Origin of the sequence: Bacillus sp. XT-4 (assembly GCF_050864245.1) — a bacterium.
Taxonomy (GTDB): Bacteria; Bacillota; Bacilli; order Bacillales; family Bacillaceae; genus Bacillus; species Bacillus altitudinis.
Genome location: NZ_JBPAFI010000005.1, coordinates 104,253 through 120,429, shown reverse-complemented (window position 1 = coordinate 120,429; position 16,177 = coordinate 104,253). Strand labels below are relative to the sequence as shown.

The window sequence follows — 16,177 nt, the reverse complement described above, 5'->3', positions numbered from 1 at the left end:
GATACGGGAGCGACCGGAGTAACCGGAGCTACAGGTGCAACAGGAGATACGGGAGCGACTGGAGTAACCGGAGCCACAGGTGCAACGGGAGATACCGGGGCAACCGGAGTAGGGTTAGCTGGTATTTTGGCATTTGACCCAGCAACAGCTCCAACCTATACAGTAGGTCAAGTGGTGACATATGAAGGTGGAACTTATGTCGTAAATACAGCACCACCAACCGGCACACCAGATACGTCTCCAGATTATACGTTATTGGCAGCCGCAGGTGTGACAGGCGCCACGGGAGATACGGGAGCGACCGGAGTAACCGGAGCTACAGGTGCAACAGGAGATACGGGAGCGACTGGAGTAACCGGAGCCACTGGCGCTACGGGAGATACGGGAGCGACCGGAGTAACCGGAGCCACAGGTGCAACGGGAGATACCGGAGCAACCGGAGTAGGGTTAGCTGGTATTTTGGCATTTGACCCAGCAACAGCTCCAACCTATACAGTAGGTCAAGTGGTGACATATGAAGGTGGAACTTATGTCGTAAATACAGCACCACCAACCGGCACACCAGATACGTCTCCAGATTATACGTTATTGGCAGCCGCAGGTGTGACAGGCGCCACGGGAGCAACCGGTGTCACCGGAGATACAGGTCCAACAGGAGCGACCGGAGTCACAGGCGCCACAGGTGTAACAGGGGATACGGGTGCAACAGGGGCTACAGGAACAGGTGCCACGGGAGCAACCGGTGCAACAGGCGCCACAGGTGCGACAGGTGTAACAGGAGATACGGGTGCAACAGGGGCTACAGGAACAGGAGCCACGGGAGCAACCGGTGCAACGGGAGCTACAGGAGCAACAGGATCGAGTGCGATTATCCCATTTGCATCAGGTTTACCTGTCGCTTTAACAACCATCGCTGGCGGTTTGGTCGGGACATCTAGCTTGGTAGGATTCGGTAACTCAGCCACTGGTGTCAGTATCGTAGGTGGAATCATTGATTTAACCGGAGCCGCAGGAACATTGTTAAACATGGCATTCTCCGTTCCGAGAGCAGGAACCATTACGTCATTTGCGGGCTATTTTAGTACGACAGCAGCCCTTTCTCTAGTTGGCACAAATATTACTGTGACGGCTAGTCTGTTTGCTTCACCAACACCAGATAACAGCTTCACTCAAGTAGCGAGCGTTACATTGGCACCGGCATTAACCGGTATTTTAACGATAGGGGCTATTACAAACGGTATCGCTACTGGTTTAAATGTACCAGTCACACCAGAAACAAGATTGCTTGTCGTATTCTCGGCAACAGCTACTGGTCTTTCCTTAGTGAATACTGTAGCAGGCTATGCAAGTGCTGGTTTATCCATCACGTAATAGGCACACAGGGATGACTCAATACTGAGTCATCCTTTTTTGTCTGTGTGAATTTTCTCTTAACTTCATGAGAAAAAATGATATGATTTTCTTAGAGTCTATTCGGGTGAATCTACTGAATTAGGGGTTGTGGCGGTGAGGATGGGCAAAAGGAAAGTCACTTTACAAACAAAAATTTTGGGGTTAATTATTGGTCTTTTACTTGTTGTTATTGCCTTATTGACCATTTGTTTTGGTTTTTTGCAGACATCAGAAAGGCAGAGCCAAGCTGAACAGCTGGCGGTGCAAACTGCTAGAACGATATCTTATATGCCGCCTATTAAAACATCGGTGGCCACGGGAGATTCGCAAAATGAAGAACAGGCTGTGCTTGAGCAAATGAAGGAGCAAGTAAGAGCGCATGCCATTTTTATCACCAATCAAAAAGGAAAGGTTCTTTTTCATACGAATCATGAGGATGTAGGGAAAACCATCAGTGTGTCGGAAGGAAGAAGTACACTGCTATTTGGAGGAACTTCCATATCAATGGGTGATTCTGATGGTGAAACCGTTGTCAGAGGAAGTGCTCCGATCATGAAAGAAACAGGCAGTCATGAAGAAATTATTGGGACAGTCAGCGTCGAATTTTTAAAAAGAGATATCGATCAAGCGACAGCTCATCAACTCTTCAAATTAAGTTATATTGCCCTTCTTGTGCTCTTGCCTGGGGTATTTGGAGCCATTTTTTTAACAAGGAGTATTCGAAAAGATATATTAGGGCTTGAACCGCATGAAATTGCTTCATTATATCGAGAAAGAGAAGCGATGCTGCATGCGATTAAAGAGGGAATCATTGCATTTGACCGTAAAGGTGCCATTACGATGATGAATACGTCAGCTGAACAGATGCTACGCGTCTCTTCAACGCTGCCTCTTCATATTGATCAAGTGTTGCCAAATGCCAATCTTCTTTCCTATCTAAAGGTAGAGACGATTGAACCTAACATAGAATCAGTCGTCAATGATAAAACCTTCGTGCTAAATGTCAAAAAAGTGGTGCAGGACAATCGAGTATTTGGAGGAATTGTGAGCTTCAGGGAGAAAACCGAGCTGACAAAGCTGCTGGATACATTGACAGAGGTCAGTCAATATTCAGAAGACCTTAGAGCACAAACACACGAATTTTCGAATAAGCTGTACGCTATTTTAGGCTTGCTTGAGTTGAAACAAGTGGATGAAGCCATTGAGTTAATTAAAGAAGAGTATACACTTCAAAATCGCCAGCATGATTTACTCATGAAGCAAATTCGCTCTCCGAAGATACAAGCGATTTTACTTGGGAAGTTAGGAAAGGCATCTGAGAAAAAGGTCCATTTTCACATTGATGAAAATAGTTCATTGGAGCCGCTCCCAGCCCATTTGAGTTTATCTCACTTTATTACCATCATTGGCAATCTCGTAGATAATGCGTTTGAGGCTGTATTGAATAAGGAGACAAGAGAAGTCAGCTTGTTCATCACAGATATTGGATTTGATATTATCATAGAGGTGTCTGATTCAGGGGACGGTGTAGATGAAGGAGCCATTTCACAACTTTTCACAAGAGGACATTCATCAAAGGGAGAAGGGCGAGGTTATGGACTTGCCAATGTCAAAGAAGTGCTAGATGAACTTGGGGGCTGGATTGAAGTTGCGAACCAAAAAGAAGGTGGTGCCATCTTCACTGTTTACATACCGAAAGGCACAAAGGGGGAATAGGTTGTGATCAAGGTACTCATTGCGGAAGATGATTTTCGAATCGCTGCGATTCATGAATCTTATATACAAAAGGTACAAGGCTTTCAAGTGGCCGGCAAGGCAAAGAGTGCAAAGGATCTGTGGGAGGCACTTCAAAAAGAACAAGTGGATCTCATTTTACTTGATGTCTACATGCCTGATGAGCTCGGCACGAACCTTTTGCCGCTGTTAAGAGAGCGCCATCCTGAAGTGGATGTGATCATTATCACGGCTGCAACGGAAACGATGCTGTTAAGAGACGCCCTGCATTATGGAGTCGTTCATTATTTAATCAAACCAGTGACCGCCCAAAAATTCACGCAGGTGTTAACCGAATATAAAGAGAAGAGAGAGTTAATCAATTCAAAAGAGGAAGTCAATCAAACGATGATTGATCTGTTTTTTGGTCAAATACAGGAAGAATCGCAACAAAAGGATGAGCGAGACTTGCCAACAGGCATTAATTCACTGACTTTGGACAAAGTGAAAACATTCATGGCAGCAGAGATGAACGGAATTACAGCAGAAGAACTCGGAGAAAAAATGGGCGCATCACGCACAACAGCAAGACGATACGTAGAGTATCTTGTGACAACGGGAGAATGCCGGGCAGAGCTGGCATATGGAATCATTGGTAGACCAGAACGAAAATATTATCCCGCCAAAAAACAAACGGAGTCATAAAAATGAAAAAAGGAATACTCTTACTCATTTTGGTCTGTCTTTGTACAACGCTCACCTTTAATGAAAAAACAGCAAAAGATTCTTTCCTGGAGCACAGCCCATTATATATTGTGGTATCAGGTGTACCTGATGGCGGATTTGACCAAACGGCTCAAGTGATGAAAACCGTACTAGAACAAGAAAAGCTAGTGGAAGAGCCTGTGCATATTCTTTATCAAAGAGGCGGAACGGTTGATAAAGGCTGGACCTATATGATGGAGCGAGATGCCAATTATATCAGTTTAAATTCAAGCTTATTATTAAGCCGTAATTTGCTGGGCAGCAGTAACGTGACCATGAATGATTTTACCCCGCTCGCTATTCTTGCGGAAGAGTGGCAGGTAGTCGCAGTGCCAGTTGATTCTCCTTTCTCAAATGGAAAAGAGCTATTACACGCACTAAAAAAGAAACCGGATTCCTTAAAAATTGGGTTTGCCCCGGACTTTGGAAATGATGATCAAATCTCATTCGCACGGGCTGCCGAAATGGCAGGGATAGATCCGTACCGCATTCAGTTTTTAAAATTTGACAGTGCAGATGATTTATTTCAAGCACTCATTGACCATGAGGTAGATGCGGCGACTACAACCATTACAGAAGTTCGCCATGATTATGAAAAGAAAAGGTTGAAGCTCGTTGCAACCACAACGAATCAGCGTTTAGAAGGATTCAAAGACGTGCCCACTTGGAAAGAACAAGGGATTCCGCTCATCTTCTCTCATTGGCGTGGTGTGATGGGACCAAAGCAAATGAATCAGCACGACATTCGAGCATGGGATCAGCTTCTTCAAAAAATGACGCAAACGAAGTCATGGAAAAAGCAGTTAAAACAAAAAGGCTGGACAGGCCGTTATATGAATAGTAAAGAAGCAAAGGTCTATATGGAAGATCAATTAAGGCGTTATGAGCAATTTATACAAGGAGAAAAAGCGGTCAAATGAGACCGCTTTTTTTCATGGAACCAACAAAGAACAACAATTGCACAAAATGAACAAAAAGCATTTATCGACCAAAAAAGAATTAAAATTCATAATATTTACTTCAATTAAGGCGTCAGATATCATGACAGAAAGGGTTGGAAATGGGATACCAACATTTAATGAAAGCGTATACAACATAAGGGGTGAACGAAATGTTAGCGATCTTAGGATTTCTTATGATGATTGTATTTATGGTTTTAATTATGACGAAACGTATGTCTGTTCTAACGGCATTGGTATTAACACCGATTGCATTTGCTCTTATTGCAGGTTTTCATTTTACAGAAATTTCAGACATGATTGTCAAAGGTGTACAGCAAGTTGCACCAACGGCGGTCATGATCATGTTTGCCATTTTGTACTTCGGGATTATGATTGATGCAGGTTTATTCGATCCAATGGTGGCGAAAATTTTAAAGATCGTCAAAGGCGATCCATTAAAAATTGTTGTCGGAACAGCCGTCCTGACGATGCTTGTCGCACTTGACGGTGATGGAACCACAACGTACATGATTACAACAACAGCCATGCTTCCACTATTTACACTGCTTGGCATTCGTCCGATTATTTTAGCGGGTATTGCCGGAGTCGGCATGGGGATTATGAATACGATACCATGGGGAGGGGCAACACCTAGAGCGGCAAGTGCACTTGGCGTTGATCCATCACTTTTATTTGGCCCGATGATTCCAGTCATTGGTGCAGGGGTTTTGAGCATGATTGTGGTGGCATACTTTCTTGGGAAGTCTGAAAGAAAACGTCTTGGTGTTATTGAGCTCGAACAGCCGATTCATGCAAATGAAATGGCAGCAGCGCTGCAAGATGATATTAAGCGACCGAAACTTTGGTGGTTTAACCTAACGCTTACGTTGTTATTGGTGCTCCTTCTTGTCTCAGGAAAAGTCAGCTTAACGGTTCTATTTGTTCTGGCTTTCTGTGTGGCAATTATCGTGAACTATCCGAATTTAGAGCAGCAGCGTGAGCGGATTGCGGCTCACTCAACCAACGTCTTAGCGATTGCTTCCATGATCTTTGCAGCAGGTGTTTTTACAGGCATCTTAACTGGGACGAAAATGGTTGATGAAATGGCGATTTCGATTGTTTCGGCTATTCCAGAGCAGCTTGGCGGGTTTATTCCAGTCATTGTCGCGCTAACAAGCGGGATCTTCACTTTCTTTATGCCGAATGATGCATACTTTTATGGGGTACTGCCGATCCTATCAGAAACAGCGGCAGCATACGGTGTCGATAAAATTGAGATTGCGAGAGCATCTATCATTGGTCAGCCGATTCATATGTTAAGCCCACTTGTTCCATCAACTCATTTACTTGTTGGACTCGTTGGGGTATCACTAGATCAGCATCAGAAATTTGGCATGAAATGGGCGGTTCTTGCAGTCGTCGCCATGACAGTGATGGCGGTTCTCATTGGGGCCATTTCGATCTGGTAATGAGAAGAGTGTCTGCTGCTCATGCAGGCACTCTTTTTTAGGTCCTATTGCAGGGCAACATCCATTCATTTGCCCTATATAAAGACATGCATGATTCCTCCAAAAGATATATTTTTGAAAAATGCTGACACTTTTGCTGTTTTTTTCTTTATAATGCAAATCAACGAAGGGAGAGGATAGTATGTCCAAACAGAAAAGTACCATTCTTTTTGCTGCTGTATGCCTCATGGCAGGAAGTTTGTCGATGGTGACACCAGCTTCAGCGAATGCAGAGACCCCTTATTATGGAAAAAGCTATGAGCAGCCAGCCACGGTTCAAAAACTGTATCCTGAGCCTGACGAAACGTTTGATACCCCTGCCTTTCAGAAAAAAGGAGAAGCATTTACCACACAAGAAGAGCTTCAAGATTTTTTACGTGACATTGTCAGTAAAAGTCCTTACGCCACGCAGAAACAGATTGGAACATCCATTGAAGGCAGATCCATTCCAGCCCTCTATTTTACAAAGGATCGTCACATCTCTCCACTGTCAAAAAAGCCAACGATCTGGCTTCAAGCACAAATACACGGAAATGAACCAGCCTCCGGTGAATCTGCCCTTGTCATCGCCAAACGACTAGCAGGTGATGAAGGAGAGCGTATACTGAGCCATGTCAACGTCATCATTGTCCCAAGAATCAACCCAGATGGTTCTTATGCATTTGACCGCAGGCTTGCAAACGGAATGGATGGCAACCGTGACCACATGACACTAGAATCTCCAGAGCTGACAGCCCTTCATCAAGAATTTAATCGCTTTGCGCCCGAGGTCGTCATCGATGCCCATGAATATGATGTCGGTCAAAAGCAGTTTGAAGACATCGGTGCATCAGGTGCTCTCAAGTATCACGATTTGCTGATATTATCCGGTAAGAATTTGAACATTCCTGAAAGTATTCGTTTCACGTCAAATGAATTGTACGTCAACGGAGTGCGTGAAACATTGACGAATAAGGGATTTTCCAACGATTTATATTATACAAACACAAGAGGGAAGGACGGAAAAATCGATCTTTATGAAGGCGGAACTGATGCACGAATTGGCCGAAATGCCCTAGCGCTTTCACCAGCTATTTCATTTCTTGTAGAAAGTAGGGGGATTGGAATTGGCAGAGAGGACTTTACCCGGCGCGTGGCAGCACAAGTCACCACTCATGAAAAAATCATTGAGACAACAGTGAAGCATGCCAAGCAGGTGAAGCAGCAAATGGTGACGGAGCGGCTGAAACTTGTGAAAAAAGGTCTTCAATCAAACGATGATGATCAAGTGGTCATTCAAGATGCTTTCAAGGCGCCTGTGAACGATTCACTTGAAATGGTGGATATTGAGAAAGGACAAACCACCAATGTCCCGGTACGTTTTCATAGTGCAAGTGATGCGGTTCCTGTATTGACAAGAGAACGGCCGACAGCTTATCTTATTCTCCCAGGACATGAAGGAGTAGATAGAAAGCTCAGAACTTTAGGGTTAAAAAGTGTGACACTTCCTGTTGGCATGAAAGTACCTGTACAAGCCTATCAGGTAACAAAACGAGTGGAAACAAGCAAAACAGATATTCAGCTTGAAACGAGACTCGTTGAAAAGAAACGTCAGCTGCCAAAAGGAACAAAGGTATATGTGACTGCACAGCCAGAGACCAATTTGTTGTCACTTGCCCTTGAACCAGAATCAAAAGACAGCTATATGTCATCAGGTTTTATTGCATCAAAAGTAGGCGATGAACTACCAGTTTACCGATTCCTGTTATCTCAAAAGACGTTAGGTATAAAATAAAAAGGACTAAAATCAAGTTCATTTTAGTCCTTTGTCAACCATCCTAGAAGCGGCACAGTGCGTGCCGCTTTTTCTATTTTCGTCCAGCTCTGATCTCATCGGTCATGCCTTCATACGGTGCTTCTGCGATAATCGTTTCATCGTTTACCCCAGCATGGTGGATGTACGTAATGTCTGCGAATTCTGGTACGACATACTTCGGATAGGTTTCATATTTTTCACGGGATTCTTTCATGAGGTCGATATAGTCATTTTGATAGCAAACGGTGATATCTGGACGTTCATGCACCCATTTTGGGAAGAAAATGACCCCATGCATGCGTTTCTCCTCAGGCATAAAGTTTAAAGACACGTCTGTCCCAGTCGGTTCCGTCCAGGAAACTTTGTATACCCCTTTTGTCAGCTTCACAATATTCACTTCTTGATCACGAACCCAGCGGCCTCCAACCATTCCGCTATGAATGCGGTAATCGATGGTGTGATCGTTTTTAATGTAAATCTCATATTCCCAGCCATTTTCATACGTATAAATCATATGAAGTCCAACGAATTGATCCATGTTTATTCCTTCTTTCAATTAAAATGATGTTGTTTCAAACATGTCATGATTTACATGTTTATTTTAGGGTGTATGGTATACTATTGTCAAAGAATATGCGTTGGAGGCATGTCATGAGAGTACTGAAATATGCCATTCTTGGCTTACTAGATCAGCGTGAGCTGACAGGATACGATATGAAGAAACACTTTGAAGATTCCCTTGGACAGTTTTGGAGTGCGAAGCATAGTCAAATATACCCTGAATTAAAGCGGCTAACAGAAGAGGGTTTTATTGAATTTGATATTCACATACAAGGAAAGAAGCTAGAGAAGAAGGTTTATCAAATCACTGATGCAGGAAAAAGAGAACTGCATCAGTGGTTAAGGAAAAAAGGCCCGATTCCAGACACAACAAAAGATGAATTTATGCTAAAAACGTTCTTTATCTCATCTATGGATCAAAAAGAAGCGGCCGGTCTCTTCTCACATCAGCTGCAGGAGCGAACAAAGAAAGTAGAGATGCTTGAACAGAAACTGAACATTTTAACAGAAGAAGATCCATCTGCCCAATCACTGCATTCAACACAATTCGGGCATTATTTAGTGCTGACAAGAGCAATTGAAAGGGAAAAAGGGTATGTTCGCTGGCTCCAAAAGACCCTTGAAGTCATTGATTCATCCATTGTCTAAGGACAATCGTCGCACGATATGATAAAAAATGGTTTGAAACAAGTGAATTTATCAATAGAAACCGCTACAATGGATATATTCGTATTAAAGTGAGGCGAGTATGTTTGAGTAACCAAGAAGCGTTGTGGAATGAAGCAGAAGCTTTTATTTCTGTATGCTATGAAGAATTAGGCAAGTCAAATGAAGAAAAAGCAGCACGTCTGCATGAAATAAAACAAGAAATTGAGTCTGACGGCATGTATACTCATACGCAGGAAGAATTAGCTCACGGGGCAAAAATGGCATGGCGCAACAGCAACCGGTGCATTGGGCGCTTGTTTTGGTCAACACTGCATGTGCATGACTGCCGGCACGTGACAACAGAAGATGAGGTGAAAGAGGCACTCTTTCATCATATTGAGTATGCGACAAATGGGGGTAAAATCAAACCGTCCATTACCATCTTCCCACCAGAGAACAAGGGACGGAAGGAAGTCGTTATTTATAATCATCAGCTCGTTCGTTATGCGGGATATGAGTCGGAATATGGCATCATTGGGGACGAGGCATCACTTGAATTAACCAAGTTGTGTGAAGCGCATGGCTGGAAAGGCGAAGGCACGCATTTTGACCTTCTGCCACTTATGTTTCAGCTAAAAGATCAGCCGCCGGTTTTGTATGATCTTCCGAAAGAAATCGTTCAAGAGGTAGAGATCACTCATCCTGAATATGATGGGTTCGGTGATTTAGGACTGAAATGGTATGCTGTTCCGATCATTGCTGATATGAAATTAGAAATTGGCGGCATTCATTACAATGCGGCACCGTTTAATGGATGGTATATGGGAACAGAAATTGGCGCACGAAATCTAGCTGACGAAAACCGCTACAATATGCTGAAAAAAGTCGCTTCTATTTTAGGGCTCGATACAACAAAAAATTCGTCACTTTGGAAAGACAAAGCCATTGTCGAATTGAATGTCGCGGTTCTGCACTCTTATCGCGAGGCAGGGGTAACCATTGTAGATCACCATACAGCAGCCCATCAATTCAAGCAGTTTGAAAAACAGGAAGAAAAAGCTGATCGTAAGCTGACTGGTGATTGGACATGGCTGATTCCGCCAGTATCACCAGCTGCTACGCATATCTTCCATCGTCACTATGACAATACGATCGTGAAACCGAATTATTTTTATCAGGAAAAACCCTACCACGGGACGGAAAGAGCCTAGCGAAAAGCTAGGTTTTTTTGTATGAAATGAGTCTTTGGAATGTTGTTTGATTTGGAAAATGATGGTTTAATGGCGGTGAAATCAAAAAGGGGGAATATAGATGAAAAAAATGACGTTGCTCATATTTTTGGCTGTATTCAGTTTCAACGGATTTCTACCACTAGGTGATGAAAGAGCTAAAGCAACGACTGGAGCAATGGTTCAGAATGACATCGATTTAAAGGTGACAACCGATCGTTCAACTTATACTTCGCTTCATCCTCAGGTCAACGTCAACATGACAGCAATAACAAATGAAACACTTTATTATACAGCTGCTATTCGAAAACTTACTTTCCCAGTGACACCAGTCTTTACACACGAAGGGTCTATCTCTGGACAAAACGCTTTCGCAGCACCTACTCGTTTATTACTTCCTAACAGTGGATCAGTCAACTATGATGTTCATGTGAGTCTCTACAAAGATGCTTCACGTACAACCTTGATTGGTTATTATGTTGCAAACTCATTTACTGTTGTGAAATAAAGGATACACATCAACTATCCTTTAATCCGAAAGTCTTGATAATGGGCGAACTTGGTGAGCGGCTCCATGTCCAAATGTGTGACTTTTGAAAAAGGACTGCCTTTACGGACGGTCTCTAAAAAGTCAAACACCTCCTGCTGCTCTCCTTCTACTTTTAACTCCACGTGACCCTCATCTGTGTTGCGGACCCAGCCTTTTATCCCTCGATTGACGGCTTCTCCTTGAACAAAATATCGAAAACCGACTCCTTGCACTCGTCCTTTTACAATAGCGTGATAATGAACCAATGTCATCTCTCCTTTTTTCTCATCGTACCATAACCTGTCTCGGTCCTTCACGTACCGACTATGATTTGACTGTCAAACCATGTAAAATAAAAGCAATCAGACAATCAAAGGAGATGGCGAGAGTGGGGCAGACAAGGTACGACATCGAAGGAATTCAAGTAGGACAACCTATCACCACCTATGTGAATGGTAAAGAAATCAAAACAGCCATCAACAAAAAGCGTATTCACGAGCCTGTTTATTTGAGTAAGCTCAATTTTGATGGAGATGGCCAGGGTGATTTGGTCCATCACGGAGGTGATGATAAAGCCATTTGCGTCTTTCCATATGATCACTATACTTACTTTGAGCAATTTTTAGGGGTGCCGTTACAGGAGGCAGCCTTCGGTGAAAACGTGACCGTGCATCAGCTTGTAGAGACAGAAGTTCGTATTGGTGATGTATTTCAGTTTGGGGAAGCGATTGTTGAGGTCAGCCAGCCAAGACAGCCATGTGTGAAGCTCTCTCTTAAGCATGGAAACATGAAGCTTGTGAAGGAAGTGCAGCAAACGGGATATACCGGTTTTTATTTGCGTGTGCTGAAAGAAGGAATGGTCTCTCCTGATGAAGCTCTTGTGTTAGTCGAAAAAGCGCCCCATCCCATCACAGTCCACGAAGTCAATGAAGTCAAATACCGTCAAGTAGATCAAAACAGGCTGAAAGCAGTTCTTGAAGTAGATGCCTTAGCAGATGTGGTCAGAAAATCTTTAGAAAAACGTGTTCAGCCCATATAAAAAAGCCGTACATCTGCTATGGATGTACGGCTTTTCAACATTTAAGAGCTCGTTTTCTTTTGCTCAAGAAGATTTGCAAGGAAATAAGTTTTAAAGCTTTGAAGCTTTCTTCCTTCATGCTTGGTCACACCAAGCTTCTTTAATTCTTCGACATACCAGCCTTTGCTACCATAATGCATGATAGAAAACTCCTTTCAATGGAAACTGCCTGCATTGTAACATCTCAAAAAAGGACGTGAAAAGTGTGCAGGTGTTTAGAAATGAAAACTGATTCTATCTGCCTATGATCCATGTATATGCTGGAAATAATTATTTATGAATTTGGCGGGTTGAGGGTAACGATGATCATGCCCACTGTCATAATCATGATGACAATACCGAGGTAGGTCATCATGGATTGTTTTTTCTTAATACCTACAACCGTTAAAATAATACTTTCAATAAAGAAGATAACACCGATGATGATGAACCACATATCAAATAAGACCCCTTTCGCATATCTTTGCCTATTTTACCACAGGCATTTTTGTTTAGTCGTGACAGATTCGTGAAAGGGATTGCAGATTGTTGAGAAAGGGCTAAAATGAACTTGATTTTAGCCCTTTGTCTTCTCTTCAGCGTGATAGAAAACCTTTGAAGTCTAGGAAGGACGAGTACTGGCGCGCAGGACTGACACCGAATGCGGGGGTTTGTCTACACGCTAAAATCCCCTCCAGTGAAGGAGGGGACCTGCTTGCTTACAGCTTTGTTAAAATAATCGGTTCGTCTTTTGTGATCACAATCGTATGTTCAATCTGTGCGACCAGGCTCTTATCAGGTGTTTTAAATGTCCAGCCGTCATCTGCTTGATAAATCGATTCAGCATTTGTTGAAATGAAAGGTTCAAAGGCGATCACTGTCCCATTCTTAAACAAAGCATTATCGAATGGATCATAATAGTTCAAAATATGGTTAGGTGCTTCATGCAGGCTTTTCCCAATGCCGTGTCCTGTCAGGTTTTTAATGACGGTAAATCCTTGTTCTTTCGCCGTATTGTAGACCGCACGGCCAATTTGATTTTGTCTTTTTCCGGCTTTCGCATGCTTTAATCCTTCAAGGAATGCATCCTCTGCACACTGGCATAATGCTTCAAGACGAGCATCTCCTGTACCTAAAACGAATGAAATCCCAGTATCGGAATAATATCCATCAAGCTCTGCTGAGATATCAATATTAATGAGGTCGCCCTCTTGTAAAATGGTTTTTTCACTTGGAATGCCATGTGCGACTTCATCATTGACACTGATGCAAGTCGTACCGGGGAAATCATATTCTTTTTCAGGAGCTGAATTGGCTCCATGCTCTTCTAATATTTTTTTCCCAATCAAATCTAATTCTTTTGTAGACATGCCTGGTTTCGCTTGGCTTTTCATTTCTTCTCTTGCCAAAGCGACAATTCGGCCGACTTTTTTTAAGGCTTCTAACTCATGATCATATTTGACAATCACTGTTCATTCCCGCTTTCTATAACTTCATTCTATTCAATAGCTTACCACATTTTACGCCAAAAGAGTAAAGGCTGAGATTCGGGTGAGGTGTGGACAAATTGGTATAGATAACTAGATGTGCATATGATATATTTTTTATGAACATCATGAGAGATTTGTTCATGGTGATGACGAAGGGGGGAGAAATAAGATGGTGTTTCAGTTTTTTCAAAAGTTAGGAAAATCATTTATGCTTCCAATCGCTGTGCTTCCTGCAGCGGGTATCATTTTGGCTATTGGGCGAGAAGATGTATTCAACATCCCGTTTATTCATGCGGCAGGAAATGCAATTTTTGCGAATTTGGCTTTAATTTTTGCTATGGGTGTAGCGATTGGTATTTCAAAGGACGGTAACGGGGCAGCGGCGTTATCTGGAGCGATCTCTTATTTTATTTTGTCAGCTGGTACCACGTCGATCAATTCGACCAACAATATGGGGGTATTGGGTGGTATTTTGTGCGGACTTTTGGCAGGTTACGTTTACAATAAATTTAAGGACACGAAACTGCCTGAATACTTAGGTTTCTTTAGTGGAAGACGGCTTGTGCCTATTATGACAGCACTTTTTACCATTCTATTAGCAGCCGTTTTTGGTTATGTATGGCCTCCAATTCAAAGTGTGATCAATGATTTAGGGGAGTGGATTTTAAGTCTTGGAGCAACGGGTGCCGGGCTGTTTGGCTTCTTTAACCGCCTGCTCATTCCATTAGGACTTCATCATGTGTTGAATAATCTATTTTGGTTTCAATTCGGTGAATTCAGCGGAGCGACAGGTGATTTAGCGCGGTTCTTCAAAGGCGATCCAAGTGCAGGTGTCTTTATGACTGGTTTCTTCCCAGTGATGATGTTCGGGCTGCCGGCGGCATGTCTCGCGATGGTTGTGACCGCAAAGCCTGAAAAACGAAAAGCAACAGCCGGTCTTATGATTGGAATGGCACTGACGTCATTTATTACAGGAATCACAGAACCAATTGAATTCTCATTTATGTTTTTATCTCCACTTTTATATGGTGTTCATGCGATATTAACTGGTCTTTCGCTCTTTATTGTCAACACCTTAGGCATTCATAGCGGTTTCGCTTTTTCAGCGGGTGCGATTGATTACGTTTTAAGTTTTGGAATTGCGCAAAAACCCATTCTGTTACTTGTGGTTGGGGTCATCTATGGCGTGATTTACTTTGTTGTTTTCTATTTCCTGATAAAATTGTTAAAGCTAAAAACACCGGGCAGGGAAGATGATGACATCGAAGATATTTCAGGGGATGATACACATACTGCCGGAGCAAGTATGCTCGTAGAGGGACTAGGCGGCAAAGGCAATATCACCACAATTGACCATTGTGCGACCCGTCTTCGTTTAACAGTAGAAGATACCGATTTATTAAATGAAGGTACATTGAAAAAAGCAGGTGCCAAAGGGGTACTGACGTCAGGAAAAACTTCCGTACAAATCATCATTGGAACAAATGTCGAATTTGTCGCCGATGATCTTCGCAAGGAAGTCGATCGGGACTAAAAAAAGCGTTCAGCCAGATCAAATGGGCTGAACGTTTTTTTGTTTTCGCTGTTCGATCACCAGTACAATGCTGATGACAACAAGTAAAAACCATGAACTGATTTTACCAAGATGGACGAGAGACCAAGCATGCTGCTGATTTGGATATTGCCATGCTCCTAAAAAGGTCGTGACATTTTCGGCCACCCAAATAAAAAAGCCAATCAGCAAAAACGAGATAACAAGCGGCATGCGAAAGGTCGATGAACCGACCTGAAAGGAAACGGCTGTTTTTGGATATTCAACAATTAGGAGCAAAAAAATCTCATTCACCCTTATATTTTAAATATAACTTTGGTATATTTGTATTTATTTTGATTAAATTTAAGGAGAAAAATATGAAAATTAAAAAAGTCATTCTTCTATCAACCATATTCATTCTATTTATTACCGCAACATGCGTAATAATTTATGCGAAAAACAATTACCCAAAATTCATGGGTGAAAGTAAAGATCAGTATTGGAAAGCAGAACTAACGAGAAGTGACAAGACAAGTATAGGCCCAAACTATTATTTGGAACTTTATTGGAAAGGAAACAAAAATATAGAAAAAGAAATAAAAATTAAAACATTAAAACTAAAAATAGATGGAAAAGTATATGAAGAAAATGAGAACTATGACTTGGCGGAATATGCCACAGATAAATCTGAAAATGCTCCAGATCATATAACAACATTTGATTTCATACCAGAAGAAAAAATAAAAGGACACAAATTAGAAATAGAAATAGAGTGGAAAAATCAAGATTCTGAAAAGTCATCTAATATAAAAATAAAAGAAAAAAACATAGTAAATCTTAATTAATAAGATCTTTGTTATCAAAGACAAAAAAGCAGGCTCCAGTCAGCCTGCTTTTCCTTAGCAACTATTTAATTATTGATACCAACAGCCAATGCGCAATGACTTCAAAAGTCTCATTAGTTACCTCATCATCTTCAATCCAGATCAGATCCCAGCCTCTGCAATAATGTTTT

At 42.2% G+C, this 16,177-nt stretch carries 17 protein-coding genes and 1 pseudogene; 12 read left to right on the top strand and 6 right to left on the bottom strand.

Going from position 1 to position 16,177, the window contains the following annotated elements; all coding sequences use genetic code 11:
• From ACRRMM_RS14595 to ACRRMM_RS14570, 6 genes are all read left to right on the top strand, one after another.
• A partial coding sequence (locus tag ACRRMM_RS14595; protein ID WP_432450828.1) for an exosporium glycoprotein BclB-related protein occupies window positions 1-1,371 on the top strand: 1,371 nt, incomplete at its 5' end.
• A 141-nt stretch (window positions 1,372-1,512) separates the two neighbouring features.
• Complete coding sequence (locus ACRRMM_RS14590) at window positions 1,513-3,108, top strand: sensor histidine kinase (RefSeq protein ID WP_035391373.1); 1,596 nt, start codon at window positions 1,513-1,515, stop codon at window positions 3,106-3,108.
• Between the two features lie 3 nt (window positions 3,109-3,111).
• Window positions 3,112-3,810, top strand: coding sequence for a response regulator (locus ACRRMM_RS14585; protein WP_025206910.1), 699 nt, complete (start codon window positions 3,112-3,114; stop codon window positions 3,808-3,810).
• Between the two features lie 2 nt (window positions 3,811-3,812).
• Window positions 3,813-4,790: a tripartite tricarboxylate transporter substrate-binding protein gene (locus tag ACRRMM_RS14580; RefSeq protein WP_025206911.1), complete on the top strand. Its 978-nt coding sequence runs from the start codon at window positions 3,813-3,815 to the stop codon at window positions 4,788-4,790.
• A gap of 191 nt (window positions 4,791-4,981) precedes the next feature.
• Window positions 4,982-6,280, top strand: a complete 1,299-nt coding sequence (locus ACRRMM_RS14575) for a citrate:proton symporter (protein WP_008341779.1) — start codon at window positions 4,982-4,984, stop codon at window positions 6,278-6,280.
• Between the two features lie 181 nt (window positions 6,281-6,461).
• Complete coding sequence (locus ACRRMM_RS14570; RefSeq protein ID WP_428828820.1) at window positions 6,462-8,093, top strand: M14 family metallopeptidase; 1,632 nt, start codon at window positions 6,462-6,464, stop codon at window positions 8,091-8,093.
• Between the two features lie 73 nt (window positions 8,094-8,166).
• Here the strand turns inward: ACRRMM_RS14570 and ACRRMM_RS14565 are convergent, their stop codons facing one another.
• Window positions 8,167-8,652, bottom strand: a complete 486-nt coding sequence (locus ACRRMM_RS14565) for a phenolic acid decarboxylase (protein ID WP_008341777.1) — start codon at window positions 8,650-8,652, stop codon at window positions 8,167-8,169.
• Window positions 8,653-8,765: 113 nt separating this feature from the next.
• Between ACRRMM_RS14565 and ACRRMM_RS14560 the strand changes: the two genes are divergently transcribed.
• The 3 genes from ACRRMM_RS14560 to ACRRMM_RS14550 all read left to right on the top strand — a co-directional run bounded on the left by ACRRMM_RS14560 (window position 8,766) and on the right by ACRRMM_RS14550 (window position 11,060).
• Entirely contained in the window at window positions 8,766-9,323 is a 558-nt protein-coding gene (locus tag ACRRMM_RS14560) for a PadR family transcriptional regulator (RefSeq protein ID WP_017366806.1), read from the top strand.
• A 104-nt stretch (window positions 9,324-9,427) separates the two neighbouring features.
• Window positions 9,428-10,534: a nitric oxide synthase oxygenase gene (locus tag ACRRMM_RS14555; protein WP_007496564.1), complete on the top strand. Its 1,107-nt coding sequence runs from the start codon at window positions 9,428-9,430 to the stop codon at window positions 10,532-10,534.
• Between the two features lie 100 nt (window positions 10,535-10,634).
• The gene (locus tag ACRRMM_RS14550; RefSeq protein ID WP_428828821.1) at window positions 10,635-11,060 is read left to right on the top strand and encodes a hypothetical protein; all 426 of its coding nucleotides are present in this window, start codon (window positions 10,635-10,637) and stop codon (window positions 11,058-11,060) included.
• A 14-nt stretch (window positions 11,061-11,074) separates the two neighbouring features.
• Here ACRRMM_RS14550 and ACRRMM_RS14545 read toward each other — a convergent pair whose 3' ends face one another.
• Complete coding sequence (locus ACRRMM_RS14545; protein WP_035391366.1) at window positions 11,075-11,347, bottom strand: acylphosphatase; 273 nt, start codon at window positions 11,345-11,347, stop codon at window positions 11,075-11,077.
• Between the two features lie 122 nt (window positions 11,348-11,469).
• Between ACRRMM_RS14545 and ACRRMM_RS14540 the strand changes: the two genes are divergently transcribed.
• On the top strand, window positions 11,470-12,120 hold the full coding sequence (locus ACRRMM_RS14540) for an MOSC domain-containing protein (protein WP_060780871.1): 651 nt from the start codon (window positions 11,470-11,472) through the stop codon (window positions 12,118-12,120).
• 41 nt (window positions 12,121-12,161) lie between these two features.
• Here the strand turns inward: ACRRMM_RS14540 and ACRRMM_RS14535 are convergent, their stop codons facing one another.
• The 3 genes from ACRRMM_RS14535 to map all read right to left on the bottom strand — a co-directional run bounded on the left by ACRRMM_RS14535 (window position 12,162) and on the right by map (window position 13,607).
• Window positions 12,162-12,299 (bottom strand): YflJ family protein, encoded by a 138-nt coding sequence (locus ACRRMM_RS14535; protein ID WP_008341771.1) that lies wholly within the window; start codon window positions 12,297-12,299, stop codon window positions 12,162-12,164.
• Between the two features lie 134 nt (window positions 12,300-12,433).
• On the bottom strand, window positions 12,434-12,595 hold the full coding sequence (locus ACRRMM_RS14530; protein WP_008341770.1) for a hypothetical protein: 162 nt from the start codon (window positions 12,593-12,595) through the stop codon (window positions 12,434-12,436).
• Between the two features lie 262 nt (window positions 12,596-12,857).
• Window positions 12,858-13,607 carry a type I methionyl aminopeptidase gene (map, locus tag ACRRMM_RS14525; protein ID WP_343489544.1) on the bottom strand — a complete coding sequence of 250 codons (750 nt, stop codon included), beginning with the start codon at window positions 13,605-13,607 and terminating at the stop codon, window positions 12,858-12,860.
• 190 nt (window positions 13,608-13,797) lie between these two features.
• Between map and nagE the strand changes: the two genes are divergently transcribed.
• Window positions 13,798-15,162, top strand: coding sequence for an N-acetylglucosamine-specific PTS transporter subunit IIBC (nagE, locus tag ACRRMM_RS14520; protein ID WP_008341768.1), 1,365 nt, complete (start codon window positions 13,798-13,800; stop codon window positions 15,160-15,162).
• Window positions 15,163-15,180: 18 nt separating this feature from the next.
• Here the strand turns inward: nagE and ACRRMM_RS14515 are convergent.
• Window positions 15,181-15,459: pseudogene (locus ACRRMM_RS14515) on the bottom strand (DUF817 family protein); the annotation flags it as partial.
• Between the two features lie 80 nt (window positions 15,460-15,539).
• Between ACRRMM_RS14515 and ACRRMM_RS14510 the strand changes: the two are divergent.
• A complete protein-coding gene (locus ACRRMM_RS14510) occupies window positions 15,540-16,007 on the top strand; it encodes a DUF4944 domain-containing protein (protein WP_008341766.1) in 468 nt (155 codons plus the stop codon).
• Window positions 16,008-16,177: the final 170 nt, after the last annotated feature.

Coding starts and splice junctions, on each gene's coding strand:
- ACRRMM_RS14510 (WP_008341766.1), top strand. CDS start 15,540: ATGAAAATTAAAAAAGTCATTCTTCTATCAACCATATTCATTCTATTT.
- ACRRMM_RS14570 (WP_428828820.1), top strand. CDS start 6,462: ATGTCCAAACAGAAAAGTACCATTCTTTTTGCTGCTGTATGCCTCATG.
- ACRRMM_RS14580 (WP_025206911.1), top strand. CDS start 3,813: ATGAAAAAAGGAATACTCTTACTCATTTTGGTCTGTCTTTGTACAACG.
- ACRRMM_RS14560 (WP_017366806.1), top strand. CDS start 8,766: ATGAGAGTACTGAAATATGCCATTCTTGGCTTACTAGATCAGCGTGAG.
- ACRRMM_RS14590 (WP_035391373.1), top strand. CDS start 1,513: ATGGGCAAAAGGAAAGTCACTTTACAAACAAAAATTTTGGGGTTAATT.
- ACRRMM_RS14535 (WP_008341771.1), bottom strand. CDS start 12,299: ATGCATTATGGTAGCAAAGGCTGGTATGTCGAAGAATTAAAGAAGCTT.
- ACRRMM_RS14550 (WP_428828821.1), top strand. CDS start 10,635: ATGAAAAAAATGACGTTGCTCATATTTTTGGCTGTATTCAGTTTCAAC.
- ACRRMM_RS14530 (WP_008341770.1), bottom strand. CDS start 12,595: ATGTGGTTCATCATCATCGGTGTTATCTTCTTTATTGAAAGTATTATT.
- ACRRMM_RS14575 (WP_008341779.1), top strand. CDS start 4,982: ATGTTAGCGATCTTAGGATTTCTTATGATGATTGTATTTATGGTTTTA.
- nagE (WP_008341768.1), top strand. CDS start 13,798: ATGGTGTTTCAGTTTTTTCAAAAGTTAGGAAAATCATTTATGCTTCCA.
- ACRRMM_RS14565 (WP_008341777.1), bottom strand. CDS start 8,652: ATGGATCAATTCGTTGGACTTCATATGATTTATACGTATGAAAATGGC.